22 protein-coding genes are annotated in these 26,918 nt (G+C 36.6%); all 22 read left to right on the top strand.

The genetic code is table 11. The features are described from left to right. Positions 1 to 104: 104 nt before the first annotated feature. The 22 genes from WH267_RS18965 to WH267_RS18860 all read left to right on the top strand — a co-directional run bounded on the left by WH267_RS18965 (position 105) and on the right by WH267_RS18860 (position 26,790). Positions 105 to 1,727 carry a T9SS type A sorting domain-containing protein gene (locus tag WH267_RS18965; protein WP_340010296.1) on the top strand — a complete coding sequence of 541 codons (1,623 nt, stop codon included), beginning with the start codon at positions 105 to 107 and terminating at the stop codon, positions 1,725 to 1,727. Positions 1,728 to 1,998: 271 nt separating this feature from the next. Then, a complete protein-coding gene (rplK, locus tag WH267_RS18960) occupies positions 1,999 to 2,445 on the top strand; it encodes a 50S ribosomal protein L11 (RefSeq protein ID WP_115970249.1) in 447 nt (148 codons plus the stop codon). A gap of 12 nt (positions 2,446 to 2,457) precedes the next feature. Further along, the gene (gene rplA, locus WH267_RS18955) at positions 2,458 to 3,150 is read left to right on the top strand and encodes a 50S ribosomal protein L1 (RefSeq protein ID WP_076354938.1); all 693 of its coding nucleotides are present in this window, start codon (positions 2,458 to 2,460) and stop codon (positions 3,148 to 3,150) included. Between the two features lie 17 nt (positions 3,151 to 3,167). Further along, positions 3,168 to 3,755: a 50S ribosomal protein L10 gene (gene rplJ, locus WH267_RS18950; protein WP_340010293.1), complete on the top strand. Its 588-nt coding sequence runs from the start codon at positions 3,168 to 3,170 to the stop codon at positions 3,753 to 3,755. 46 nt (positions 3,756 to 3,801) lie between these two features. Further along, a complete protein-coding gene (gene rplL / locus WH267_RS18945) occupies positions 3,802 to 4,170 on the top strand; it encodes a 50S ribosomal protein L7/L12 (RefSeq protein ID WP_045501110.1) in 369 nt (122 codons plus the stop codon). A gap of 272 nt (positions 4,171 to 4,442) precedes the next feature. Next, positions 4,443 to 4,928 (top strand): hypothetical protein, encoded by a 486-nt coding sequence (locus tag WH267_RS18940; RefSeq protein ID WP_340010292.1) that lies wholly within the window; start codon positions 4,443 to 4,445, stop codon positions 4,926 to 4,928. A gap of 121 nt (positions 4,929 to 5,049) precedes the next feature. Beyond that, positions 5,050 to 6,180, top strand: a complete 1,131-nt coding sequence (locus WH267_RS18935; protein ID WP_340010291.1) for a hypothetical protein — start codon at positions 5,050 to 5,052, stop codon at positions 6,178 to 6,180. A gap of 34 nt (positions 6,181 to 6,214) precedes the next feature. After that, positions 6,215 to 8,815, top strand: coding sequence for a T9SS type A sorting domain-containing protein (locus WH267_RS18930; protein WP_340010290.1), 2,601 nt, complete (start codon positions 6,215 to 6,217; stop codon positions 8,813 to 8,815). Positions 8,816 to 9,287: 472 nt separating this feature from the next. Then, on the top strand, positions 9,288 to 10,142 hold the full coding sequence (locus WH267_RS18925; protein ID WP_340010288.1) for a hypothetical protein: 855 nt from the start codon (positions 9,288 to 9,290) through the stop codon (positions 10,140 to 10,142). 499 nt (positions 10,143 to 10,641) lie between these two features. Further along, on the top strand, positions 10,642 to 14,463 hold the full coding sequence (gene rpoB / locus WH267_RS18920) for a DNA-directed RNA polymerase subunit beta (RefSeq protein ID WP_340010287.1): 3,822 nt from the start codon (positions 10,642 to 10,644) through the stop codon (positions 14,461 to 14,463). A 122-nt stretch (positions 14,464 to 14,585) separates the two neighbouring features. Then, the gene (rpoC, locus tag WH267_RS18915) at positions 14,586 to 18,851 is read left to right on the top strand and encodes a DNA-directed RNA polymerase subunit beta' (RefSeq protein WP_115970255.1); all 4,266 of its coding nucleotides are present in this window, start codon (positions 14,586 to 14,588) and stop codon (positions 18,849 to 18,851) included. Between the two features lie 87 nt (positions 18,852 to 18,938). Beyond that, a complete protein-coding gene (locus WH267_RS18910; RefSeq protein ID WP_034723398.1) occupies positions 18,939 to 19,244 on the top strand; it encodes a DUF3467 domain-containing protein in 306 nt (101 codons plus the stop codon). A gap of 327 nt (positions 19,245 to 19,571) precedes the next feature. Then, entirely contained in the window at positions 19,572 to 20,219 is a 648-nt protein-coding gene (locus tag WH267_RS18905) for a Crp/Fnr family transcriptional regulator (RefSeq protein ID WP_340010283.1), read from the top strand. A 127-nt stretch (positions 20,220 to 20,346) separates the two neighbouring features. After that, a complete protein-coding gene (locus tag WH267_RS18900; protein WP_340010282.1) occupies positions 20,347 to 21,189 on the top strand; it encodes a DUF5777 family beta-barrel protein in 843 nt (280 codons plus the stop codon). Position 21,190: 1 nt separating this feature from the next. Beyond that, entirely contained in the window at positions 21,191 to 21,538 is a 348-nt protein-coding gene (locus WH267_RS18895; protein WP_228438578.1) for a hypothetical protein, read from the top strand. 12 nt (positions 21,539 to 21,550) lie between these two features. Next, positions 21,551 to 22,096, top strand: a complete 546-nt coding sequence (locus WH267_RS18890; RefSeq protein WP_340010280.1) for a YceI family protein — start codon at positions 21,551 to 21,553, stop codon at positions 22,094 to 22,096. Continuing rightward, positions 22,093 to 22,623 (top strand): ankyrin repeat domain-containing protein, encoded by a 531-nt coding sequence (locus tag WH267_RS18885; protein WP_340010279.1) that lies wholly within the window; start codon positions 22,093 to 22,095, stop codon positions 22,621 to 22,623. Before WH267_RS18890 ends, WH267_RS18885 begins: the two co-directional genes overlap by 4 nt. Continuing rightward, entirely contained in the window at positions 22,620 to 23,366 is a 747-nt protein-coding gene (locus WH267_RS18880; protein WP_340010278.1) for a T9SS type A sorting domain-containing protein, read from the top strand. Before WH267_RS18885 ends, WH267_RS18880 begins: the two co-directional genes overlap by 4 nt. A gap of 138 nt (positions 23,367 to 23,504) precedes the next feature. Further along, positions 23,505 to 24,107, top strand: coding sequence for a GrpB family protein (locus WH267_RS18875; protein WP_340010276.1), 603 nt, complete (start codon positions 23,505 to 23,507; stop codon positions 24,105 to 24,107). Positions 24,108 to 24,118: 11 nt separating this feature from the next. Further along, positions 24,119 to 24,514, top strand: coding sequence for a cytidine deaminase family protein (locus tag WH267_RS18870; RefSeq protein WP_340010275.1), 396 nt, complete (start codon positions 24,119 to 24,121; stop codon positions 24,512 to 24,514). Between the two features lie 31 nt (positions 24,515 to 24,545). Beyond that, positions 24,546 to 25,382, top strand: coding sequence for a GNAT family N-acetyltransferase (locus tag WH267_RS18865; RefSeq protein WP_340010274.1), 837 nt, complete (start codon positions 24,546 to 24,548; stop codon positions 25,380 to 25,382). Between the two features lie 109 nt (positions 25,383 to 25,491). Then, a complete protein-coding gene (locus WH267_RS18860; protein ID WP_340010273.1) occupies positions 25,492 to 26,790 on the top strand; it encodes an alkaline phosphatase family protein in 1,299 nt (432 codons plus the stop codon). The last annotated feature ends 128 nt before the right edge of the window (positions 26,791 to 26,918 follow it).

Below are 26,918 nucleotides of genomic sequence, written 5' to 3'. Positions count from 1 at the left end.
ATGATGTGGTGTTTTTTTCCTTATAAGTGGTAATTGTGTGTGGTATTTTTATATAGGTTGAGTGGCAATGCATTCCTTTGTCTCCTATTTAAAACAATACCACTATGAAAAAGTTACTTATTCTTTTTATTGCTCTTTCAATATATTCTCCGGGAAAGGCACAATGGAATCCTGTATTGGATCAGAATTTTTTGGTAGCGAATGGAGGGGGATCTTCCTTTGCTGCTACTACAAGTGATGGGAAAACTTACATCGGATACTGGAAACGGGTTTCCGCACCGGTAAACTATGAATTATGGGTCCAGATTCTGGATCAGGCCGGAAATAAGCAGCTGGGGCCGGAAGGAATCAAAGTAAGTGACCAAATTCCGATGAGTACCTATACTGTTATGGAAAAAACAGCAGTAGACTCGTCAGATAATCTGTATATTGGAGTTACAGGAACAGGAGGTGGAAATCCTGGTTATGTTTTTAAAATTACCCCACAGGGAACTTCCATATGGCCAAACGGGATCAGTCTTGGGGAAGGATATCTTCCGACTATTCTGCCATTGCCTGAAGGAGATATTATTGTCGGATATTTTCCACCTAGCCAGAAGCATACTAAAGTACAACGATTTAATGCTTCAGGGCAGCCGGTATGGACAAGTCCGGCTCAGATTGTTTCTGATGATAATACTAAGAATACAGTCCCGGCTGATCTTTTTAAACTCAAAGGAGATGAATGTGAAATTATTTTCCACAAACAAATGTCTTTTGGAACCACAAGTTACCTGTTCGCTCAAAAGTTAAACCTTATCAGCGGAGGGCTATTATGGGATACAGCTAAACAGATCACGACTAAATCTACAGCCTATAATGCAAAATATAGCGGAGTCGTAGATAGTAATGTGGTATACTACGGATACAGTACTGGTGAAAATATGCGATTTGACGGGTATCTTCAAAGAATCAATCCCGATAGTAGCCTTCCATGGGGCATTTTTGGGGTAGACTTTGATACTCATCAGACTTATTTTGAAAAAGATATGAAAATTGCTTTTACACCAGGGTCTTCTTATATATGGTCCATTGCCAATTACAGTTCTTCATCTCAGGGAGACAATGGTGAATTTGTACAGAAGTTTGATAAAAATACCGGAGCAAGATTATTTACTGATAATGCAAAACAGGTTTTTGCTGTAGATAATATGTCTATGTTCCATTATGATGGTCTGCAGCTGGTAAATGATAAGCCTTATTTTGTTGTACAGAAAAAAGTAGGAACTGCGCTCAATATATCTTTAAATGCTGTTCTACTGGATAGCAATGGCGATTTTGAATGGCCACAACATTATCTTCCTGTAGCAACTTTTGAGGCTTCTAAAGGATATATTTCCGTATTAAAACCTATTAATGGGCAGGGAGTCGTTGTATTTCAGGAAACCAAAAATACCGAGACTAACTTGTCTGGTATCTATGCACAGAATCTGATGTTACCTAATGGTACGATGGGAACTCATGAAATTTCCAATAATAATTCCAATATCAGATTATATCCGAATCCTGCGGTGGATTTTATTCATATTGATGGAATGAAAGATCAGGATTTTAGCATTTATAATGCCGTTGGACAATTGATAAAATCAGGACGTATGAAGCAGGGGGAAATTGATGTCAAAAATCTTATAAAAGGAATCTATCATATAAAGGTAAAAGAAAAAAGCATAAAATTTATCAAGAAGTAAGGATTCTATAATTGTAATAATAAGATTAAAGAAGAAGTCTTTGTATCAGCAGAATGTTTCGTGGAATAGAAAGAAGGTCAGGAGAGGTAGAGCTCTAGGATATTATTTTTTTTTCTAAACTTTTTAAAAATCAGCAATATCCGTTTGTAGTTTCAAAAATATTTTATACTTTTGCAGTCCAAAAAGCAGACTTATCATAAGTGAGTGCGATAATCTGCTGAATAATAAATGCTTCCAAACTCATTAATTATTCAAATTTAAAAAACAAACAATGGCTAAGAAAGTCTTTAAAATGGTAAAGCTTCAGGTGAAAGGTGGCGCAGCTAACCCTTCTCCACCAGTAGGTCCAGCATTGGGTTCTGCAGGTGTGAACATCATGGAGTTTTGTAAGCAATTTAACGGAAGAACCCAAGATAAGCCAGGGCAAGTTTTACCTGTAGTAATTACAGTATACGAAGACAAATCTTTTGAATTCGTTATTAAAACTCCACCTGCAGCGATCCAGTTAATGGATGCAGCTAAAATCAAGGGAGGTTCTGGTGAACCAAACAGAAACAAAGTAGGTTCTGTAAATTGGGAACAAGTAAAGAAAATCGCTGAAGATAAAATGGCGGATCTTAACTGTTTTACAATGGATTCTGCTGTTTCTATGGTTGCAGGTACTGCAAGATCTATGGGATTAAGAGTAACAGGAACTAAACCAACTTTTAACGCTTAATACTATTAGAAAATGGCAAAATTGACTAAAAAGCAAAAGGAAGCTTTAAGCAAAGTAGAAAAAGGAAGAATCTATAACCTTGAAGAAGGTTCAGCTCTTGTAAAAGAAGTGAACACTACAAAGTTTGATGCTTCAGTAGATATCGCTGTAAGATTAGGTGTAGACCCAAGAAAAGCAAACCAAATGGTAAGAGGTGTTGTATCTCTTCCTCATGGTACTGGTAAAGATGTTAAAGTTTTGGCTTTAGTAACTCCAGATAAAGAAGCAGAAGCTAAAGCTGCTGGTGCTGACTATGTAGGTCTTGACGAATATTTACAAAAAATCAAAGATGGTTGGACAGATGTTGACGTTATCGTTACTATGCCAGCTGTAATGGGTAAATTAGGTCCATTAGGTAGAGTATTAGGTCCAAGAGGTTTAATGCCAAACCCTAAATCAGGAACTGTAACAATGGAAATTGGTAAAGCAGTAACTGAAGTAAAAGCTGGTAAAATTGACTTTAAAGTAGACAAATACGGTATTATCCACGCTGGTATTGGTAAAGTATCTTTCGATGCTGCTAAAATCAAGGAAAATGCTCAGGAATTGATCTCTACTTTGATCAAAATGAAGCCAACTGCTGCTAAAGGAACTTATGTGAAGTCTATCTATTTGTCTTCTACAATGAGCCCAGGTATTGCAATTGATACTAAATCTGTTAACTAATAATAATCCTTAAGACAATGACAAAAGACCAAAAAGTTGTAGCAATACAAGAGATCAAAGATTTGCTTCAGGATGCAAAAGTAGTATACGTAGCAGATTTAGATGGTTTGAACGCTGGTAAATCTTCAGATTTCAGAAGACAGGCTTTCAAGCAAAACATCAAAGTGAAAGTTGTAAAAAATACACTTTTACAAAAAGCGATGGAGCAAATTGAAGGAGTAGATTACTCTGAAATGTTCCCATCTTTCAAAGGAAACTCAGCGTTAATGATTGCTGATACAGCAAACGCTCCTGCGAAACTTATCCAAGGATTCAGAAAGAAAGAAGAAAAGCCAGCTTTAAAGTCTGCTTTTGTTCAAGAAGCTTTCTATATTGGTGACAACAACCTAGACGTGTTAGCTAATATCAAGTCTAGAGAAGAAATGATCGGTGAAATCATCGGATTACTTCAGTCTCCAATCCAGAGAGTTGTTTCTGCTCTTCAAAACAAACCTGAAACTGTAGAAGCTAAAGCTGAAGAAGCTGCTCCTGTAGTAGAAGAAACTCCTGCTGCTGAAGCTCCAGAAGCTGCTGCAGAAAGCACTGAAGAAACAAGTGCTGAATAATTATACTCAAAAAATTAAATAAATAATCAACAAAAACATTACAACAATGTCAGATTTAAAAAATTTAGCTGAAACGCTAGTAAACCTAACTGTAAAAGACGTAAACGAATTAGCTACTATCCTTAAGGATGAGTACGGAATTGAGCCAGCTGCTGCTGCTGTAGTAGTTGCTGCAGGTGGTGCAGGTGAAGCTGCTGAAGAAAAGACTGAATTCGACGTAATTCTTAAGTCTGCAGGTGCTTCTAAATTAGCTATCGTTAAATTAGTAAAAGATTTAACTGGTGCTGGTCTTAAAGAAGCTAAAGATATCGTAGATGGTGCTCCTTCTGCAATCAAAGAAGGTGTTTCTAAAGACGAAGCTGAAGCTCTTAAGAAGCAATTAGAAGAAGCTGGTGCTGAAGTAGAATTGAAATAATTTCAATTTTATAATAAATATAAGAAGCCTGAGCATTTGCTCAGGCTTTTTTTTGATCTTATTTGAATCTATTTTGCACTTTATCTATATGTGTATTGCAATATTATTGATATGTATAGTTTAATATTTTATTATGATTGATCATTTCGTAAAAATTAACATAATAAAATAATTTAATTATGTTAAATGAATATTTTTGTTGTATTTTTTTTATTAAAACATTGTTTTAATTGAAAAAATACTATATTTGCATCAACGAAAACACAACATAATTGGATAGAAATTATTTTCTTTCCTATGGTCAAATAGCATTTCTATTGCTGCTGTCGACTATAGGAAGACTAAATGCGAGGATTATATCTTCTACGGTGAGCAAGCCTGAATTGTTTCATCGTGCGGATATAACCGATTCTGATTTTTACCTGCATTTATCTGATATTTTTTCACAGAAATCAATCAATTCTGTGAGTTGCAGATCTGCCCATCATTTAAAAATTAATGATAACTTTCAAGATGCTGTTTTACCCGGCAATATTCCATTTGTGAATGACCAGAACTTTGTGTTATTCTCTGTGAAGAATTTAAAGTTTACTTCTGACTGGAATAAATGGAGGTGGGCCAATCCGGTCCATCATACCAATCCTGTCGCAATATTTGAAATGGTAAAGACTTTTGATATGAACTCTTTTAAATTAGTCGATGGTTTTAAGTTTATTATTAAAATTCCTGATAAACTTACCGTCATTACTATACAGTAGTACTTCTGAAATTTTTACGATCCCAAGCCGGAATTCTCATTATTCATTTATATTATTTTAAATGAAGGGCTAAAGGATTGTCTTTTTATACCAAAATAAACACAACAAATATCAACTAAGAATGAAAAGCAAATTATTCACATTAGCACTTCTATCTGTCGGAGTTTCTATTTTCGCACAGGTAGGGATTAACAGTCCACAACCGCAAGCTAGCCTTGATGTGGTGGGTTTTCCATCGGATAAAAATAAACTGGATGGTATTATTGCTCCTAGAATTACTGGAGTACAGCTGAATGCTAAAAGCTATACAGCTGCCCAGACTGGAGCGATTGTATATGTAACTTCAGCAGAAACTGCACCTACAGGACAAACTGTAGATGTCATAACGCCTGGTTACTATTATTTCGATGGAACAAAATGGGGGAATTTAAATGCAGATTGGCGCACAGTAGGAAACAGTGGTACAGTGGCTACTTCTGCAACATTAGGAACAAATATTTCTACAGGAAACTATCTGGGAACAAGTGACGGGCAGAATCTGGTACTGGCCACTCAAAAAAATGTAAAAGGAATACTGGATGTAAACGGAACACTGCAAGGTGGGAATTCTAATAATGCAACAGGATCTTATGCCGCTTTTTCATGGGGATCAAATAATACGATTAATTCAACATCATCAAATGTTGCTATCGGAAGAAATAATACTGCAACTGCTGCAACTGCTAATTTTCCAGCGATAGCCATTGGGGCTAATAATTCAGCAACCAATGGCGCAAAAATTATTGGAAATTCTAATAGCGCATCGGGAGCCAATCATCTTGTATTTGGAAATACAAATACAGTTACTGGTGTGGCAGGACTCACATTGGGGAACCTACATACCAATAAAGGGGGAATTGCTATAGGTAGTGGCAATACAGTAGATTTAAACAGTATGGCAGTGGGTTCTGCAAGTTCGGCTACCGGAGGGCAGGCCCTGGCTATTGGTTTTTCTGGAACAGCAGGTTCTGGACAAACAGTATTTGCTAATAAATCACATGCTTTTTTTAATGTAACGAACGGAACGGATACAATTGTAGGAATTAACATGGTACCTACTGCTGACACCGCAACAGGAGCAGCACTTCAGCTGAAAGGTATTGCTACATCCGGAACTGCCTGCTCAGGTAAAGAAGAAGGAGCAATCCGGTACAATTCTACAGCTAGAGTACATGAAGGATGTAATGGTACATCATGGAAAGCTTTATACTAATTCATAATAAACACAAACCTTATAAAATTAAAAAATGACCAAAAAATTATTCGAGAAACTGACCGCAGTGCTCATGACATTAGTGATGTCAGCTGTAGCATTTGCACAGCAGGGCTACGAGCCGATCCGCGGGATGGGCGTAGAAGCAAAACCGGTAAATAACTCCGGAATCTGTTTAGCATGTTATAACGGAAGTATGAATCCGGTGGTAGATGCTAATCTGGATAATAGTGTAAATATGGGAAACTTTGCTTCTTTGATAAGTGGCAACGGAATTTCCGTAAAAAACAAAAATACAGCTTACCCGGCAGGATATATTACCGGATTTAATGTGGATCTTGGGACAAGCTTTATTACGATTGATCTTTTAAGTTCTTTAAGAATCAGCACCTATAGAAACGGAGTGCTTCAGGAAACTACTTCCAGCAGTACCCTTTTATCGGTGCCGGCATTCGGAGGAAGCAAGAACAGAATCTTTTTACATTTTAAAACTTCTAAGGAGTTTGATGAAGTGAGATTGTATCAGACCAATGTTCTTTCTGTATTCAGTGCTATGAATGTGTATTATGCATTTGCATTTGATCCGGCAAGAGTACCTGTTGATAACAATGGTATTTGTGATGATATCATTGCAGGAAGTGGGGTGGATGGTAATGTATCGGGAAGCAGTAGTTTTCTTGCTCCGCTTTCTTACGTTCAGAACAAAGAAAATATAGGGGATGGAAATAAAAATTCATTTGGAAAAGTTGTTCTTCCAATTGGATTGTTGGGATCTTACTCAGTGGGAGTTTTAGATAAAAACCAGGTATACCCTGCAGGAAACAGAACTGGATTTGTCATTGAGCCTGATGATCAGGGGAAATTACTAAGCGCTGAATTTTTAAAGAATATCACTATTGAAACTTACTTATTCGGACAGCTTCAGGATTCTAAGCAGTTGTCTGATGGTGGTGGATTGATTAATATTAAAGTTCTTGGATACGGTTCTGGAAAACAGAAAGTAACTTTAACAACTACTAAGCCTTTTAATGAAGTAAGATTAAAAATTACTCAGACGGTAGGATTTAATCTTGGAGCGCTTAAAGTGTATTATGCTTTTGAAGAGCCGATCTCTTGTGAATGTGATGATAAAATTCAGACCAGTGGATCAGCAGTACCAGGAAATCTGGTAACGGGATCAAGCTGGACATCAGGGCCTGGATTCCTTGGTCTTATTTTGGCTAAAATGACAAATCCTGAAGCAATTGTGGATAACAATCCTTCTAATTATGCTACTGCAACAATTCCGGCTGCATCTATCTTCAGTATCTTCTCTGCATATGCTACAGTAAGCAGTAGTACTACACTTCCTGCGAATACGATGGCTGGATTTACAGTGGAAAAAGCAGGAAACCTTCTTGGAGTAAGCGTACTGGAGAATATTACAGTAACATTATATAATGGGAATACTGTAACGGACAACTTTACAAGTTCAGGAAGTCTTATCAGTGGAAATTTCTTTACAACGAATTCCAATAAATTTTATGTAGGAGGAAAGGCTACAAAACCTTTTAACAGAATGAAAATTACTTTCAATAGCGGTACGGCAGTTCGTATTCCTCAAAACTATTACATCTATAATGCATTTGCCAGCAAAGATGATGATAATGATGGAGTGCCAAACTGTTTCGATCGTTGTCCTAACGGTGATGACAGTATTGATAATAATGGTAACGGTATTCCTGACTGTGCTGAAGGATGTACAGTGGTGAATGATAAATCGCCTACACTGGATACAGATGGTGACGGTATTGTAGATGCATGTGATTTTGATTCCGATAATGATGGTATTCCTGATTCAATGGAAGACTTTGATAAAAATGGAAAATTTGAAGATGATGATATGGAGGGTGATGTTCTGATTACGCCAATATTAGGAGATTCTGTGCCAAACTATCGTGATCTGGATTCTGATAATGACGGAATTTTAGATCTGTTTGAATCAGGTATTCCAACTTCAGTAATTGACCAGATTGATGCAGACCATAATGGTATTATTGACAGTGGTGTTGCAGTAGGGAAAAATGGTTTGGCAGATATCCTGGAAACTTATCCGGATTCCGGAACTTTAAAATACCCAATCAAAAATACAGATGGTGATAATCTACCTGACTTCCTGGATGTTACTTCTAACGGTTCAGACTTCGATCTGTATCAGATAGGAAAAGGTAACCTTGATACAATGGGCGGCGGATTTATCTCTACGATTAATGATGGTGATAAAGATGGTATTCAGGCTGTAGTAGATACAGATCTTGTGAAAAGAGGAGCGCCAAAGTCTCCACTTTCACCATATGCTTCATTGTTGAAAAATGCACAGACAGCTTCTGCAAAAATAGCAGGAAAGTCAGAAATAACACAAGCAGCTAATGATGTGAAGATCTATCCTAACCCTGTAAAAGCTGGAGAAAGCCTTATGGTTACAGCAGCAGAAGAAGGAACTTATACATTGTTCTCTGCAGAAGGAAAAGTCGTGAAGTCTGGTAAATTCTCTGCACGTACAGGTATTGATACCTCTGCATTGCCTACGGGAATTTATATTATTAACATAGATACTAAATCAACTGCAAAATCTTATAAAGTTATTGTGAAATAACCATAAGAATACTTAGTGTTAAAGAAGGGCTGCTCAGAAATGAGCAGCCCTTTATTTTTTTAATGCCCCTATAATAAAATGCTTGATAGTGAAGATTTTTGTCTACGATAAAAATAATTGCAATAATACGCTGGGAATAAAAATATTTTATAGCTATAAAATTGGATAGAATGAAACTAACTTGGATTTTGTGATTTTTTCTATATAATTTTCTTTTTGCCACCCTGAATTTACCTGATAAATGCATTTTATCATACCGTTTTTTTGTTAGTCTTGCCTTTAAAATTTGAAAAAATAGAAGATATCTACTATTTCTTCCAATGCTTAATAAGGGTAGTTTTGCTTAAGAGATTTTATCAATAGTTATAATTGATTGTATGCATTGCATAGAGATTAGATCTTGAATTGAGAAGATAACTTTTCATATAAAAACACAATAAATTTTTAATTTAAAATACAAAACAACTAAAAAATGAGAAAAATCTTATCCTTACTGGCAATTATTTTATTAAATGGCACTGGGTTTACACAAATAGGTATAAACACTTCAGAGCCTGACAGCTCTGCCAATCTACACGTCGCCAGTAATGCTTCCGCGATTAAGGGAACTCTGTTAAATCCTGTAACTACAGAAGAGAGAAACACTATTGTTTCTCCAGCAACCGGTCTGATTGTTTATGATACAGATCTAAAATGTCTGATGACCAATAATGGTACACCTTTATTACCTGCATGGGGATGTGTCGGTGGAAATTCTGGGAATACAGGAACTTCCGAGGTGCAGCATTTCTATTATACATTTCCTGATACGATTCCAAAATCGCTGAATGATAATAATAAACGGAATGAGGTTCTTGTCCCTGCGATGACCACGATGTCCACTTGGCTTCAGGTGAATGATCCAGGTCAGGTAGCTAAGATTCCAATGATAGATGGAATTCGAATGGATGTTGTGTTTATCAGTACTAACACCAATCATGGAGTACCCAGTAGTATAAGACCTTTATTGGTTAATACAAATAAGAGTAGCAGAGTATTAAGAGGAGTCACGGAACAGAGTGATTTTAATAATGAAAGATGGGACTGGTATACTACAAATGCTTCCCAAACATATGTAACTTTGAAAGAGAATGGTGGTTATCAGAATGTAGCTAATAGCTATACAATGAATTGGGGAAGTACGTTGGGCTCCTGCATATCACTATTTACAATCCATGGTAATGATGGAGTATTATACAAGGCTACATTTTATGGCTATAGAGATTTTAGTCCCCTTTCTAATGGGAGGCATCGTATATATTTAATTTTGGAGAAATCTAAGCCATAGATGTAAGATGCTTACAATTAAGAAAAAATAGAAAATATAAATTAATTCTTTGACGAAAAGATTTCCATAGAATAAGCTGTCTCCCTTTTGAGACGGCTTATTACTTTTAGAAATTTTAATGACCTCAAAATGAGGGAGATTAATTTGTTATTGTGGATAACTTTTTGTATCTTTGCCCCTCTTTTGGCGCGAAAAATTGTTTGTAATTTTATAAAATATTGAAAATCAACTCTTTCATTGTGTAGAACATGAAAGGGATTTCGTATTTGTAGATATTGCGGGTAATACCGTCTCAAAAGTAAGAAAAATATTTTGCATTACGCTGTGAAAAGATATACCAGTGTTGCAGTTAGAAAGAGCCAAGTACAAAGTTAAAAGACTCTAAGGTCCTTCGTGAGCGCCAAAAACACTTTTACCTTTTACTTTTACCTTGTTTCTTGCCCTTTTCTGATATTTTTAAATGAATCAAAATATTTTTTAACCCTTTCTTAAAAGTTTTATGAGTAAAACAAAATCAACAACTCAAGGAAATCCGAGAATTAATTTCTCATCAGCGAAAGGAAAAATCATCACTCCAGACTTCTTGGATATCCAAATCGAGTCTTTCAGAGAATTTTTCCAGCTTGATACACTTCCTGAAGCCAGAAAGATGGAAGCCCTTTACAAGACTTTCCAGGAGAATTTCCCAATTACGGATTCAAGAAACCAATTCGTATTAGAATTCTTAGACTATCTGGTAGATTCCCCACGTTATTCAATTGATGAGTGTGTGGAAAGAGGACTTACTTATTCAGTTCCTCTAAAAGCAAGACTTAAACTGTACTGTACTGACCCGGAACACGAAGATTTCCAAACAGTGGTTCAGGATGTATATTTAGGTCCGGTTCCTTACATGACGCCAAGTGGATCTTTTATCATTAATGGTGCTGAAAGAGTTATCGTTACGCAGCTTCACCGTTCACCTGGTGTATTCTTCGGGCAGACTTACCACGCAAACGGAACCAAACTTTACTATTCAAGAATTATCCCTTTCAAAGGATCTTGGATGGAATTTACAACCGATATCAACAGCGTAATGTACGCATATATCGACCGTAAGAAAAAGTTACCATTAACAACTTTATTAAGAGCTATCGGTTACGAATCTGATAAGGATATCCTTCAGATCTTCGACCTTGCTGAAGAAGTGAAAGTTTCTAAAGCTGCCCTTAAAAAAGTGGAAGGGAGAACATTGGCTGCGAGAGTATTGAACACTTGGTTCGAAGACTTCGTAGACGAAGATACAGGTGAAGTAGTTTCTATCGAAAGAAACGAAATCATCTTAGATAGAGAAACTATCCTTGAAAAAGAACACTTAGATCTTATCCTGGATGCTGGTGTGAAATCTATCCTGATTCACAAAGAAAACAGCAATGAATTCTCTATCATTCAGAATACATTACAAAAAGACCCTACGAACTCTGAGAAAGAAGCAGTAGAGTATATCTACCGTCAGTTAAGAAACGCAGATCCACCAGATGAGGAAACAGCAAGAGGAATCATTGAAAAATTATTCTTCTCTGAGCAGAGATACTCTTTAGGTGAAGTAGGACGTTACAGATTGAATAAAAAATTAAGTCTGAACATCCCAACTACAACTGAAGTTCTTACTAAAGAAGATATTATTGCGATTGTAAGACACTTAATTGAGCTAGTAAACTCAAAAACAGATGTTGATGATATTGACCACTTATCAAACAGAAGAATTAAAACTGTTGGTGAGCAATTAGCAGGACAGTTCGGAGTAGGTCTTTCAAGAATTGCAAGAACAATCAAGGAGAGAATGAACGTTAGAGATAACGAAATCTTTACTCCACTTGACCTTGTTAACGCGAAGACTTTAACATCTGTAATTAACTCGTTCTTCGGTACCAACCAGCTATCTCAGTTTATGGACCAGACCAACCCTCTATCAGAGATCACTCACAAGAGAAGATTATCTGCACTAGGGCCTGGTGGTTTATCAAGAGAAAGAGCAGGTTTCGAGGTTCGTGACGTTCACCATACTCACTACGGAAGAATTTGTCCGATTGAAACTCCGGAAGGACCAAACATTGGATTGATTTCATCTCTAGGGATTTATGCTAAAATCAACAGACTTGGATTCATCGAAACTCCATATAGAAAAGTAGAAGACAGTAAGATTAATCTTAATGCTGATCCTATTTATCTTAATGCTGAAGACGAAGAAGATAAAGTAATTGCTCAGGCAAACGTTGAATTGAGCGATAACGGAGACTTCTTAACAGACAGAATTATTGCAAGACTAGATGGTGACTACCCTGTAGTTGAACCAGCTCAGGTTAACCTTATCGACGTTGCACCAAACCAGATCTCTGGTATTTCCGCTTCATTAATTCCATTCTTGGAGCATGATGATGCGAACCGTGCATTGATGGGATCTAACATGATGCGTCAGGCCGTTCCTCTATTGAAGCCACAGGCTCCAGTTGTTGGTACAGGGCTTGAGCAACAAGTTGCAAGAGATTCAAGAATCTTAATTAACGCTGAAGGAACTGGTACTGTAGAGTATGTAGATGCTGACAAAATCGTTATTAAATATGACAGAAGCGAAGACGAAGATTTAGTACAATTCGAGTCTGCTACTAAAACATATAAACTTACTAAGTTCAGAAAAACTAACCAGAGTACAACCATTACCCTAAGACCAAACGTAAGAGTAGGTGATGTAGTGGAAAAAGGACAGGTACTTTGTGATGGTTATGCTACTGAAAAAGGAGAATTAGCTCTTGGTAGAAACTTAGTGGTAGCGTTCATGCCTTGGAAAGGATACAACTTTGAGGATGCAATCGTAATCAATGAAAAAGTTGTACGTGAAGACTGGTTTACTTCAATCCACGTAGATGAGTACTCTCTTGAAGTTCGTGATACCAAACTAGGTATGGAAGAACTTACAGCAGATATTCCAAACGTTTCTGAAGAAGCTACTAAAGATCTTGATGAGAATGGTATGATCAGAATCGGTGCTGAAGTGAAGCCTGGAGATATTATGATTGGTAAAATTACTCCAAAAGGTGAATCTGACCCGACTCCTGAAGAAAAACTTCTTAGAGCAATCTTCGGTGATAAAGCTGGTGATGTAAAAGATGCATCATTAAAAGCTGACTCTTCATTAAGAGGGGTTGTTATCAACAAGAAATTGTTCTCAAGAAACATCAAAGATAAAAAGAAGAGAACTGAAGAAAAACTTAGACTTGAAGAAATTGAAAACACTTACAAGGCTAAATTTGATGAGTTGAGAAACACTTTAATTGAAAAATTAAATACACTGGTAAGCGGTAAAACTTCTCAAGGGGTACAAAATGACCTTGACGAAGAAATCATCGGTAAAGGGGTGAAGTTTACTCACAAGTTATTAACTTCAGTTGAAGATTATGTAAATGTTAGCGGTTCAGACTGGACAGTAGACGCTGATAAGAATGAATTGATCAAACAGTTGATTCACAATTACAAAATCAAATATAACGATATCCAAGGGGTTAAAAACCGTGAGAAATTTGCAATTTCAATCGGAGATGAGCTACCAGCAGGTATCATGAAATTGGCTAAAGTTTACATCGCTAAGAAACGTAAACTGAATGTAGGGGATAAAATGGCAGGACGTCACGGTAACAAAGGTATCGTATCAAGAATTGTTCGTGAAGAAGATATGCCATTCCTTGAAGACGGAACACCAGTAGATATCGTATTGAATCCACTAGGGGTACCTTCTCGTATGAACATCGGACAGATTTATGAAACAGTTCTTGGATGGGCTGGTCAAAAATTAGGAATGAAGTTCGCTACACCAATCTTCGATGGTGCTACTCTTGATCAGATCACTGAGTACACAGAGAAAGCAGGTCTACCTAAATTCGGACACACTTATCTTTATGATGGTGGTACTGGAGAAAGATTTACACAGGCAGCTACAGTGGGTGTTATCTACATGCTGAAACTAGGACACATGGTTGATGATAAGATGCACGCACGTTCTATCGGTCCTTACTCATTGATTACTCAGCAGCCGTTAGGAGGTAAAGCTCAGTTCGGGGGTCAGAGATTCGGAGAGATGGAGGTTTGGGCACTTGAAGCATTCGGTGCATCCAACATCCTTAGAGAGATCCTTACTGTGAAGTCGGATGACGTGATTGGTAGAGCAAAAACTTATGAAGCAATTGCAAAAGGTGAATCTATGCCTGAACCAGGTATTCCGGAATCATTCAACGTATTACTTCACGAGTTACAAGGTCTTGGATTAGACGTAAGATTGGAGGAGTAAGATATCAGATGTCAGACACAAGATGTCAGACTATGGCACTCTAAGAATTTTATAATCCTTGAATTTGGAATGATGATTTCGTCTGAAATCTGAAATCTGAAATCTAAAATCTAAAAAAAATTATGTCAAATAAAAATAAATCAAGTAGATTTAATAAAATAACCATCGGTTTAGCTTCACCGGAGTCTATTTTACAAGACTCAAGAGGGGAAGTTTTAAAGCCGGAAACTATTAACTACAGAACTCACAAGCCTGAAAGAGACGGGCTATTCTGTGAGAAAATCTTTGGTCCTGTAAAGGATTACGAATGTGCTTGTGGTAAATACAAGAGAATTCGTTACAAAGGGATCGTTTGTGACCGTTGTGGAGTAGAAGTTACTGAGAAAAAAGTAAGAAGAGAGAGAATCGGGCACATCAACCTTGTAGTTCCAATTGCACACATTTGGTATTTCCGTTCATTACCAAACAAAATCGGATACCTTCTTGGAATTCCTTCTAAGAAATTAGATATGATCATCTACTACGAAAGATATGTAGTGATTCAGCAAGGTATTGCTAAGAAATTAGACGGTTCTGATTTTGAAAATATGGAATTCCTTACAGAAGAAGAGTACCTTGACATCATGGAAACTCTTCCTGTAGAAAACCAATATCTTGACGATTCTGATCCAAACAAATTCATCGCTAAAATGGGTGCTGAAGCTGTTGAGGAATTATTAAAAAGAATCGATCTTGATTCATTGTCTTTTGACTTAAGACATAAAGCTCACAACGAAGGTTCTAAGCAAAGAAGGACTGAAGCTCTGAAAAGATTGAACGTTGTAGAAGCATTAAGAGGTGCTAATACAAGAATGATCAACAGACCAGAGTGGATGATTATGCGTGTACTTCCTGTTATCCCACCAGAACTAAGACCATTGGTTCCATTGGATGGAGGACGTTTCGCAACTTCTGACTTGAATGACCTTTATAGAAGAGTAATTATCAGAAATAACCGTTTGAAGAGATTATTGGAGATCAAAGCTCCTGAAGTAATCTTAAGAAACGAGAAGCGTATGCTTCAGGAATCAGTAGATTCATTATTCGATAACACAAGAAAATCTTCAGCAGTAAAATCTGAATCAAACAGACCATTGAAATCACTTTCTGATTCATTGAAAGGTAAGCAAGGTCGTTTCCGTCAGAACTTACTAGGGAAAAGGGTTGACTACTCTGCACGTTCGGTAATTGTTGTAGGTCCAAACTTACAGCTTCACGAGTGTGGTATTCCTAAAGATATGGCAGCTGAACTTTACAAACCATTCATCATTAGAAAACTAATTGAAAGAGGAATTGTAAAAACAGTTAAATCTGCGAAGAGAATTATCGACAGAAAAGAACCGGTAGTTTATGATATCCTTGAAAACGTGATGAAAGGTCACCCTGTTCTACTGAACAGAGCACCTACGCTTCACAGACTGGGTATTCAGGCTTTCCAACCTAAGATGATCGAAGGTAAGGCAATCCAACTACACCCGTTAGTAACTACGGCCTTCAACGCCGATTTCGATGGTGACCAGATGGCAGTACACTTGCCGTTAGGACCAGAAGCGATCCTTGAAGCTCAGTTATTGATGTTAGGTTCTCAGAATATCTTGAACCCTGCAAACGGTTCTCCAATTACAGTACCTTCTCAGGACATGGTTCTTGGTCTTTATTTCATGACTAAAGAATTGAGCTCTACAGAAGATATGAAAGTAAAAGGTGAAGGTCTTGCATTCTATTCTCCTGAGGAAGCGGAAATCGCTTATGCAGAAGGTAGAGTTTCATTAAATGCTAAAGTAAGATGTAGACTACCAATTAAAGAAGACGGTGTAATCGTAACAAGATTGATCGAAACTTCTGTAGGTAGAATCTTATTCAACCAGATTGTACCGAAAGAGTCAGGATATATTAATGAACTTCTTACGAAGAAATCATTGAGAAACGTTATTGGTAAAATCCTTGCTGATACGGATTTCCCTACAACTGTGAAGTTCTTGGATGCAATGAAAGACTTAGGTTATTCAAACGCATTCAAAGGAGGTCTATCGTTCTCATTAGGGGATATTGTAGTTCCTGTTGAGAAAAAGCAAATGATTGCTTCTTCAATTGAAACTGTAGACGAAATTAGAGCTAACTATAACATGGGTCTAATTACCGATACAGAACGTTATAACCAGGTAATCGACGTTTGGACAAACACCAACGCAGGATTAACTGAAATGATCATGAGCAGAATGAAAACTGACCAAGGTGGTTTCAACTCTGTATATATGATGCTTGACTCTGGAGCGAGGGGTTCTAAGGAACAGATCCGTCAGTTATCAGGGATGAGAGGTTTGATGGCGAAACCGCAAAAAGCTGGTTCTACCGGTGCGGAGATCATCGAAAACCCGATTCTTGCAAACTTTAAAGAAGGTCTTTCCATCTTAGAATACTTTATCTCTACCCACGGTGCCCGTAAAGGTCTTGCGGATACCGCTCTTAAAACTGCCGATGCTGGTTACCTAACCAGAAGATTGGTAGACGTTGCACAGGACGTTATCGTTACAGAAGATGACTGTGGAACTCTAAGAGGTACAGAAGTTACTGCACTTAAGAAAAATGACGAGATCGTTGAAAAGATCTCTGAAAGAATCTTAGGTAGAGTTTCTTTACATAATATCTATGATCCTGAAAGTGATGAGTTAATCGCTGAAGCTGATCAGGTAATTAATGAAGTATTAGCTAAAAGAATTGAAGCAGCTGGATTAGAAGCTGTTGAGGTTCGTTCTCCATTAACTTGTGAAGCTAAGAAAGGTATCTGTGCGAAATGTTACGGTAGAAACTTAGCTACAGGTAAGATGATTCACATGGGTGAAGCGGTAGGTGTAATTGCAGCACAGTCAATTGGGGAACCAGGTACTCAGCTTACGTTGAGAACCTTCCACCAAGGGGGTACTGCAGGAAACGTATCAGAAAACCCATCAATCGTTGCAAGAAGAGATGGTATCGTAGAAATGGATGAGGTAAGAACAATTACTTCTGAAGATGAAAACGGTAATACAGCTGAGGTTGTGGTTTCACGTTCAACAGAATTCAGATTAGTAGCTGATAACGAGTCTAGAACTCCGTTAATGGTTGCTAACGTACCTTACGGATCTATATTATCTGTAAAACCAGGTGATAAAGTGAAGAAAGATGATGTTATCTGTAGATGGGATCCGTATAACGCGGTAATCATTGCTGAAACTTCAGGTAAGGTAGAATACGAGGATATTATCCAGGGTATTTCATTCCAACTTGAAATTGACGAACAGACAGGATTTGAAGAGAAAGTAATCTCTGAATCTAGAAATAAGAAAGCCGTACCTACCCTGAAGGTGGTAGATTCTAAAGGAGTTGAGCAGAAAGCATACAACTTACCGGTAGGAGCCCACTTAATGGTAAACGATGGTGAGAAAATTAAGGCTGGTAAAGTCTTAATCAAAATCCCAAGAAAATCTGCAAAAGCAGGGGATATCACCGGAGGTCTTCCGAGAGTTACCGAATTATTCGAAGCAAGAAACCCTTCAAACCCAGCGGTTGTTACTGAAATCGACGGGGTAGTTTCTTACGGAAAAATTAAGAGAGGTAACCGTGAATTGATCGTTGAAGCTAAAACTGGAGAAAGAAAAATTTATTTAGTTAAATTATCTAACCAGATCTTAGTACAGGAGAATGACTTCGTAAGAGCTGGTTCGCCACTTTCTGACGGTTCAATCACTCCGGACGATATCTTAAGAATTAAAGGCCCAACAGCTGTTCAGGAATACTTAGTAAATGAAATTCAGGAAGTTTACCGTCTACAGGGGGTAAAAATCGACGACAAGCACTTTGAAATCATCGTAAGACAGATGATGACAAAAGTATCTATCGTGGATGGAGGTGATACTCAATTCCTTGAAGCAGCTCTTGAACATAAGTATGACTTCCTAGAAGAAAACAACAGAGTATTCGGTCTTAAAGTAGTAGTAGAAGCTGGTGATTCTAAAGAATTCAAACCAGGTCAGATGATTACTGCAAGAGAATTAAGAGATGAAAACTCTAAACTGAGACGTGAAGACCAAAGCTTGGTAGAAGTTAGAGAAGCTCTTCCTGCTACAGCAACTCCTGTACTACAAGGTATTACAAGAGCAGCTCTTCAAACGAAATCTTTCATGTCTGCAGCTTCATTCCAGGAAACAACTAAGGTTCTTAACGAAGCAGCAGTTGCTGGTAAAGTAGACAACCTTGGAGGTCTTAAAGAAAATGTAATTGTAGGTCACAGAATTCCTGCAGGTACAGGTCTTAAAGAGTATCAGAATGTTATCGTAGGCTCTAAGAAAGAATTCGAAGACCTTAACTAAAATTAATGATTTGAAATTTGGGATTTGAAATTATTTTTATATTTTCACAATCTCAAATTTCGAATTTTAAAAACATAATTTATAACAATGGACAACAATCAAAATCCACAAGACGGAAACATCAACATCGAATTAAACGAAATGGTAGCTGCTGGAGTTTATGCTAACTTAGCATTGGTAAACCACTCTCCATCAGAATTTGTAGTAGACTTTATTCAGTTGATGCCAGGTGTTCAGCAAGCTAAAGTAAGATCAAGAATCATTCTTGCTCCACTTCACGCTAAAAGAGTATTAAGCGCTCTTCAGCAGAACATCGCTAATTACGAGCAGCAGTTCGGAGAAATTAAAGAAGTTGAGCCTTTCGTATTAGGTGGAAACAACGTGCAAGCGTAAGATTTCTTTTACAATAAAATAAGAATGCCCCGGTTTTACCGGGGCATTTTTTATTCAGCGAACTGGCTGATCATACATCTTATTTCTTTTATGATTTGAACCTGAAGTACAGATTCTGGTCTGAAATATAGATTCTGATAAAAATTGTTTCATTTATGAGACAATTTTTTTTATTGCAGATTGTTAATGAGGTGTATTATTTTATGGTAAATATTTATTTAAATAGGCTTTAAGATAGAGTTTGTTTATTAATAATGAAAGAAATTTATTTTTAATGAATCGTTGATCCTATTTTATATATTTGTTTTAAAATATTGACGAAAGGATATGGACAATCAATTTATTATTCAAAAATTCGGATTTTTGGGAAACGATTTTCTGGATGAGTTTCAGAAACATGCCGTTTTAACAGATATAAAATCAAAGACCGAAATAGTAAGAGAAGGGCAGAAAAATAAATATGTACCTTTTTTGATCAAAGGGTCTATAAAAGTTTTTACACTCAATGACGGCAGGGAGCTGATCTACTATTATATCAAGGAAAGTGATAGCTGTCTGATGACCTTTTCTTCTATTTTTACAGATTATATAAGCAGGGTATATGCAGTTGCTGAAGAAGATTCCGAAGCATTGCTGGTTCCCGTTTCCATCATGCATCATTGGCTGTTGAAATTTCCAGAGATCAATAAATTGTTTTACCGTGAGTATGACAAACGATTTTCAGAAGTTATGAGTATGGTAAATGATGCTGTATTTCATCGTCTGGATAAAAGAGTTCTTAATTATATCAAACAACAGATTTCCATTACCGGGCAGGACCCTATCAAAATTACCCACAGAGAAATTGCCAATAATCTTGGTACTTCCAGAGAAGTAGTAAGTAGGGTTTTGAAAAAAATTGAAAGCGATGGAGATATCTTACAAACAAAGGAAGGGATTAAAGTAGTTGAAGATCAAAATTTTAGATTGGTTTAATTTATATTGTCTTATAATATCTTAATTCATGATTGATAAAAACTATTTTCTTGGTGACTTTTATCACATGTTTTTGAATTGATAACACGATAGATTTGTTATATCATAATTTAATATAAATCGTAATATGACGAAGGTTCTCTTATTTTTGTCGGTATTTTCATCAGTTTTTGCCTTTGCACAGGAAGATCTGCTGAAGGATATCGATACTCTCAAAACCAATACTGATACCTCACAACCTGCTTTCAAGGCACTGCAGATTGTGACCGGGCAATCTACTAAACTTGTAGCCAAAAAAGAATGGTATATGGTTGTTGCACACCGGTTTGGTAATATAAGTGATGGGTTTAAAAATTTTTTCGGACTGGATAATGCTTCCACTAAATTAGGGGCGATCTATGGAGTTACAGATAATATATCCTTAAGCCTGTCCAGAGAAACAAATATGAAAACCTTTGAGGGCGGCGTAAAATACAGATTGCTAAGGCAAAATGAGAGCTTTCCGGTAGATATTGTTGGGTATAATGTAATGGGGGTCAATACAAATCTTGATAAAGATAACTATCCACACCTTAGATTCAGTGACAGGATGTCTTATCTTACCCAAGCTCTGATTTCCAGAAGATTCAGTGATAAGTTTTCGTTACAGCTTACTCCTTCATACGTACATAAAAACCTTTACGAGCCTACTACTGAAGATAAAAATCAGTTTTTAGCAGGATTAGGCGGACGTTATAAAATTTCAAAAAGAATTTCTGTAAATGCAGAATATTTTGTGAATTTCGATAATCACAGTTTTTATAAGAATCCATTATCATTAGGAGTGGATATAGAAACCGGAGGACATGTTTTCCAGCTTTTATTTACAAACTCCCAAATCAATTCAGATATCGGATATCTTACCAATGCATCCGGAAATTGGGGAAAAGGAAATATTTTCTTTGGGTTTAATCTTTATAGAGTTTTTTAATATGAAAAAGTTAATATACCTACTGACCATATCATTTGCAGCAATTATTATTGCATGTGAAAGCAGAACCTATGAGGAGATTTCAGAAAATACTCCCATCATATTGCCTGTAAAATATACAACAGATATAAAGCCGATTATGGATAATAATTGTATAGGCTGCCATTCTGCAACAAGCTTTAAACCTTTGGCTACTTATGACCAGGTAAAAAATAATATAGATGGTATCCTCAACCGAATTCAAAGAGCAAACGGAGACCAGGAAAAAATGCCGAAAGGAGGATCATTATCCACTACACAGATCAATACTTTCATTAAATGGAAAGCTGATGGTTTAACTGAAAACTAAAAAAGATTTGATATGAAAAAACTAACACTTCTTAGCGTATTTTTGCTTTTTACCGGTTACGCTTTCGCTCAGAAATACAGTTCCAAAACAGGTAAAGTAACATTTGAAGCATCAGTGCCTCTGTTTGACGATATTTATGCTCAGGATGACAATAACCTTGTTATCCTTAATGCCGACACAGGAGAAATGGCATCCGTTTCTGCAGTGAAAAACTTTCATTTTAAAACAAAACTGATGGAAGAACACTTCAATGAAAGCTATGCGGAATCAGCCAAGTATCCAAAAGCAACATTTAAAGGGAAAATTGTAGCTTTTGATAAATCTAAACTGACTGCCAGTCCACAGAAATATACTATCCAGGGAACCATGAACTTTCATGGAGTAGATAAAGCTGTAGCCTCTGCTGCTACAATTTCTCTGAAAGATGGAAAAGTTTATTTGCAGGGAAGTTTTGTAGTAAAACCAGCCGATTATAAAGTAACAATCCCTAAAATGGTTACTAAAAAGATTGCTGAAAATATAAATGTTGAGTATAACTATATCCTGATAAAATCATGAGAACCCTCATTGTAGCACTAAGCATGTTTCTGGGCTCCTTATTGCTGGCTCAGGAAAAAACAAAATCAATATTTGATATTGCCAGAAGCGGAACCGTTTCTGAAGTAAAAGAACTGATGAAAACCAATCCGGATATCATCAATCAAACTAATGATGGAGGCTTTTCACCCCTTATTTTAGCTTGCTATAGAGGAAATATAGAAGTAGCCGAATTTCTGATAGATCATGTAAAGGATGTAAATTATAAAAGCAAAGAAGGAACAGCCCTTGCCGGCCTCTCAGTAAAATATAACAAAAAGCTGGTAGAAGATTTATTAAAGAAAAAGGCAGATCCAAATATTGCAGATACTACAGGTGCTACACCTCTCTTTTGGGCAGTAAAATTTGGGAATAAAGAACTGATAGAGCTCTTACTTCAATATAAAGCAGATAAATCCATCAAAGATTCAATGGGAATGACTCCTTTTGAATATGCATTACAAACACATAAAGAAGACATTATTAACATCTTAAAAAATAACAAATGAAAAAAACTTTATTTACATTAGGGTTACTCATAGCGAATTTTGCATGGGCCCAGTTTTCCTCAGGAACGGTAGCCCTTTCGGCTACTGGTATGACGGTAAAATTAGATACAACTCCTACAGGGGTAACTCTTACATTAACCGGGAATAGTAATTCCATGCTTGGGATAGGATTTGGATCTGTAGGTATGGCCTCAGGATCTGATGGATTTATCTATAATGCTTCTAGTAACAGAGATTATACATTTATAGGAAAGACGATGCCTAATGCAGATACCAGCCAAGATTGGACAGAGACATCAAATACAGTATCCGGAAGTACAAGAACTATTGTGGCAACAAGAAGTCTTTCTGGTAGCGCTGGTGATTTTGCAATTGCGAATGCAGCGGGAACAATCAATATCTCTTATGCACGTAAGACCGGTACTACTTTAGGGTATCATGATGCAGGAAGAGACTATGCAACTTTAACAATGGCTTCCAGTACTTTATCAACAAATGAAGTTGTTGCTCCTGAAAGTAAAAAAGTCTCAATTTATCCTAATCCGGCTAAAGAAACGGTTAATTTCAAAAATTTTGACAAAATAAAATCAATTGAAATTTACGAAGCCACAGGAAGAAAAGTGAAATCTGTGGCCCCTGAAAAAGAAAGTATCAGAATAAATGATCTTAAGTCAGGAACTTATTATTTTGAAATCAGATTGAAAGATGGTAGCCTATCGTACGAAAAACTGATTAAAGAATAAAAAAACACATCCAAATATTTTCAAAAACACCTCTGAAAAACAGAGGTGTTTTTTTGTTCGCTGAAAATAGGCTCTGGGGCTCATTATTCAAGGGTTTATGATTGTTTTTTTTATATATTTGTGTAGTAAGCGCCTGTCATGAAAATTACTTTTGAAGAATACAATCCATCCTGGAAAATTCAGTTTAAAACTATTAAAAATGAACTGAAAGAAAGTATAGGCTTTTTACATCCCAAAATAGAACATATCGGAAGTACTTCTGTAGAAGGGTTGTCTGCTAAACCTATTATCGATATTATGATTGGGGTAAAAGATGAATCAGAACTGGATCAGATTCCACTTTTATTACAGGGAAAAGATTATGTCTACTATGAAAAATATAACGAAGATATGCCTTATCGCCGTTTTTTTATTAAACTGACAGATCAGCCTCCAAACCTGGGATTTCCAGAGATTATTCATACGGGAGAAGAAATTCCTGAAGACCTCCACAATCATCACCTCCGCATCGCACATATTCATACAATTCCTGTATCATCAGAACACTGGATCCGCCATATTGCCTTCCGTGATTACCTTCGTTCCCATCCTGAAGTGAAGAATGAATATCAGCAGCTAAAAGAGCAGCTCAGTACAATGGAATGGTTTGATGGTAATGATTATAACGAAGGAAAAGATCCTTTTATAAAAAGAGAAGAACAGAAAGCTATTCAATGGTATTTACATAATCAAAAACTTTAATAGCGTACCCAATGAAAAAAGATTTAAAAGAAATAGCCAGACAGTTTGCGAAATCCAAAACGCTTAATGACTTTATAGAATATGGAGGAGTGGCTGCAGCTATTGAAACGGCAGATGGTAATATTTATACAGGAATAAGTATTGATACAGCCTGCTCTATGGGCTTTTGTGCTGAACATAGTGCCGTAGCGGAAATGCTGAAGAATGGAGAGCACAATATCAAAGCTATAGTAGCTGTAGGAAATGATGGGAATGCAGTTCCGCCCTGTGGACGTTGCCGAGAATTGATGAGCCAGCTGTCCAAAGAAAATCTTAACGCTATCATAGAAGTAAAAAATGGTGTTTTCGTGACTTTAAAAGAATTAATGCCTTATGACTGGAAAGAAGATCTTGACAGAGAATGGTAAATGTAGTATAAAAAAATAAAATTAAAGATCCATGGAGTTTAAAACCTTAGCCAATGTAAATGTAGAAGAGCTTTTAGCAGTATTCAATCATTCCTTTTCCGATTATATTGTTCCTTTTCATCTAACCAAAGAAGTTCTTGTTTCTAAAATTGAGACAGAAAAATTAGATATGAATCTATCAGTAGGAGCTTTTGAAGAAGGAAAACTAGTAAGTTTCATTCTTCAGGCAGAAAAACTGGAGAAAGGTCAGAAGATTATTTACAATGGGGGAACTGGTGTAGTGCCGGAAAGCAGGGGAAAAGGGTTAGTGAGAAAAATGTATGATTTTATCATTCCTATATTAAAAGAAAGAAACGCAGATATACTGTTACTGGAAGTGATTGAAGGAAACGCTGCCGCTATCAGAGCCTATGAAAACTTAGGTTTTAAGATAATCAGAAGATTACTTTGTTTTAAAGGAGATATTAATTCAACAGCAGAAAATACTAAGATCACAATTAAAGAAATGAAGGATATCCAATGGGAGGAGCTACGTTCTTTCTGGGATATAGAACCTTCATGGCAGGGAGCCGTTTATGTACTGGATCCTATGCCGGAAAACTTTAAAACTTTGGGTGCATATACCGATGGAAATCTGGTAGGATATATTATTTACAGTCCGGTAACCAGGAAAATATATCAGATTGCAGTTCATAAAGACTACAGAAAACAGGGGATAGGTGCCGTACTTTTTACTGCTATTGCGGATGGACAGCCAATTGCTATTAATAACGTAGATGATGCATCCAAAGAAACCGCTGTATTTCTTGATAAAAAAGCAGGCCTGCAGAATTGGTTATCACAGTTCGAAATGAAACGCAGCATTTAATAAAAATTTTTCATTTGAATTTAAAAATAAAAGGTTTTAATATACTTTTAACCTCTTAAACTTTTCAGGGAGCAGTAGAGAATGTAACTTTGGCGAAAATTTTAAAATAATGAAGCGAGGATTACCTTTTTTACTGCTGTTTATTTCCTTAACGGTTTTTGCTCAGCAGGTAAATACAGATACTGCTCAGGTAGTAGTGCCAGGTCGTCAGAACAGTATTGAAAATCAGTCAAAACCTTATGTTATCATGATCTCTACAGATGGCTTTCGGTATGATTATGCTAAAAAATATAATGCTGAAAATCTACTGAAACTTTCCCATAATGGGGTAAAAGCAGATGCAATGATTCCAAGCTATCCAAGTATAACTTTCCCCAATCACTGGAGCCTTATTACAGGGCTTTATCCGTCTCATCATGGTTTGATAGATAATTTTTTCTACGATTATAAGAGAAAAGAAACCTACGCAATGAGCAATAAGAAAAATGCCGAAGACGGAAGCTGGTATGGAGGAACTCCGCTTTGGGGATTGGCCGAAAAGCAGGGAATGGTATCGGCATCCTTAATGTGGGTAGGTTCTGCGAGTGATGCAGGCGGAATGAGACCTACTTATTATTATCCTTACCATGAAAAATTTACTCCGTCTGAAAAAGTAAAAAAAGTGGTAGACTGGCTGAAACTGCCGGAAGATAAAAGGCCACATTTTATCTCATTATATTTCCCGGAAGTAGATGGAAGCGGACATCACTATGGTCCTGACACAAAAGAAACAGAAACAGCTGTGCATCTGATTGATCATGCAATAGGTGATCTGGTTCAGAAAGTTGATAATCTTGGATTGAAGAATGTTAATTTTATTTTTGTTTCCGATCACGGAATGATTAAGGTTGATGGGGGAACTCCATTGGAAATTCCAGCTCTTCTTTTTGATAAAAACAGATTTGATTTTTACAATTCACAGACTCTTTTAAGAGTATATGTTAAAAATCAGGATGAAGTAAAAGCTGTTTATAAAGAATTAAAAGCTCATAAAACAGATGACTACGAAGTTTATTTGGATAAAAAATTACCAAAATATCTGCACTTCGCTACAAGAGATGATAAATACAGCAGGATAGGACAGATTCTTCTCCTTCCTAAAGCTCCGAAAATATTTTTGGAAAAAGGAAAGAAAACATCTGTTGGGAAACATGGGTACAATCCAGAAACAGTTCCTGAAATGAAAGCGACTTTCTACGCATGGGGGCCGGAATTCAAAAATAATATGGAAATTGGTGAATTTGCCAATATCAATGTTTATCCTTTGGTAGCTGAAATTTTAGGATTAACAATTGATCAGCCGATTGACGGGAAAATAAAAGTGCTGAAAAACATTATAAAAGAAAGCAGTAAAGATGAGCTGAGGTAACCATTCAGTCTTCAGTAAGAGCTTGATATACAATTGAAATCAGTTTGAACTTATCAGAATCACAATACTTTATGGTATTGTGATTTTCTTTTTTAGGTATCCCCTATATAGTTTCGGCGCGCCAAAGG

It is taken from the genome of Chryseobacterium sp. MYb328 (assembly GCF_037572595.1).
GTDB lineage: Bacteria > Bacteroidota > Bacteroidia > Flavobacteriales > Weeksellaceae > Chryseobacterium > Chryseobacterium pennae.
This window is presented reverse-complemented; position numbering and strand designations above follow the sequence as displayed.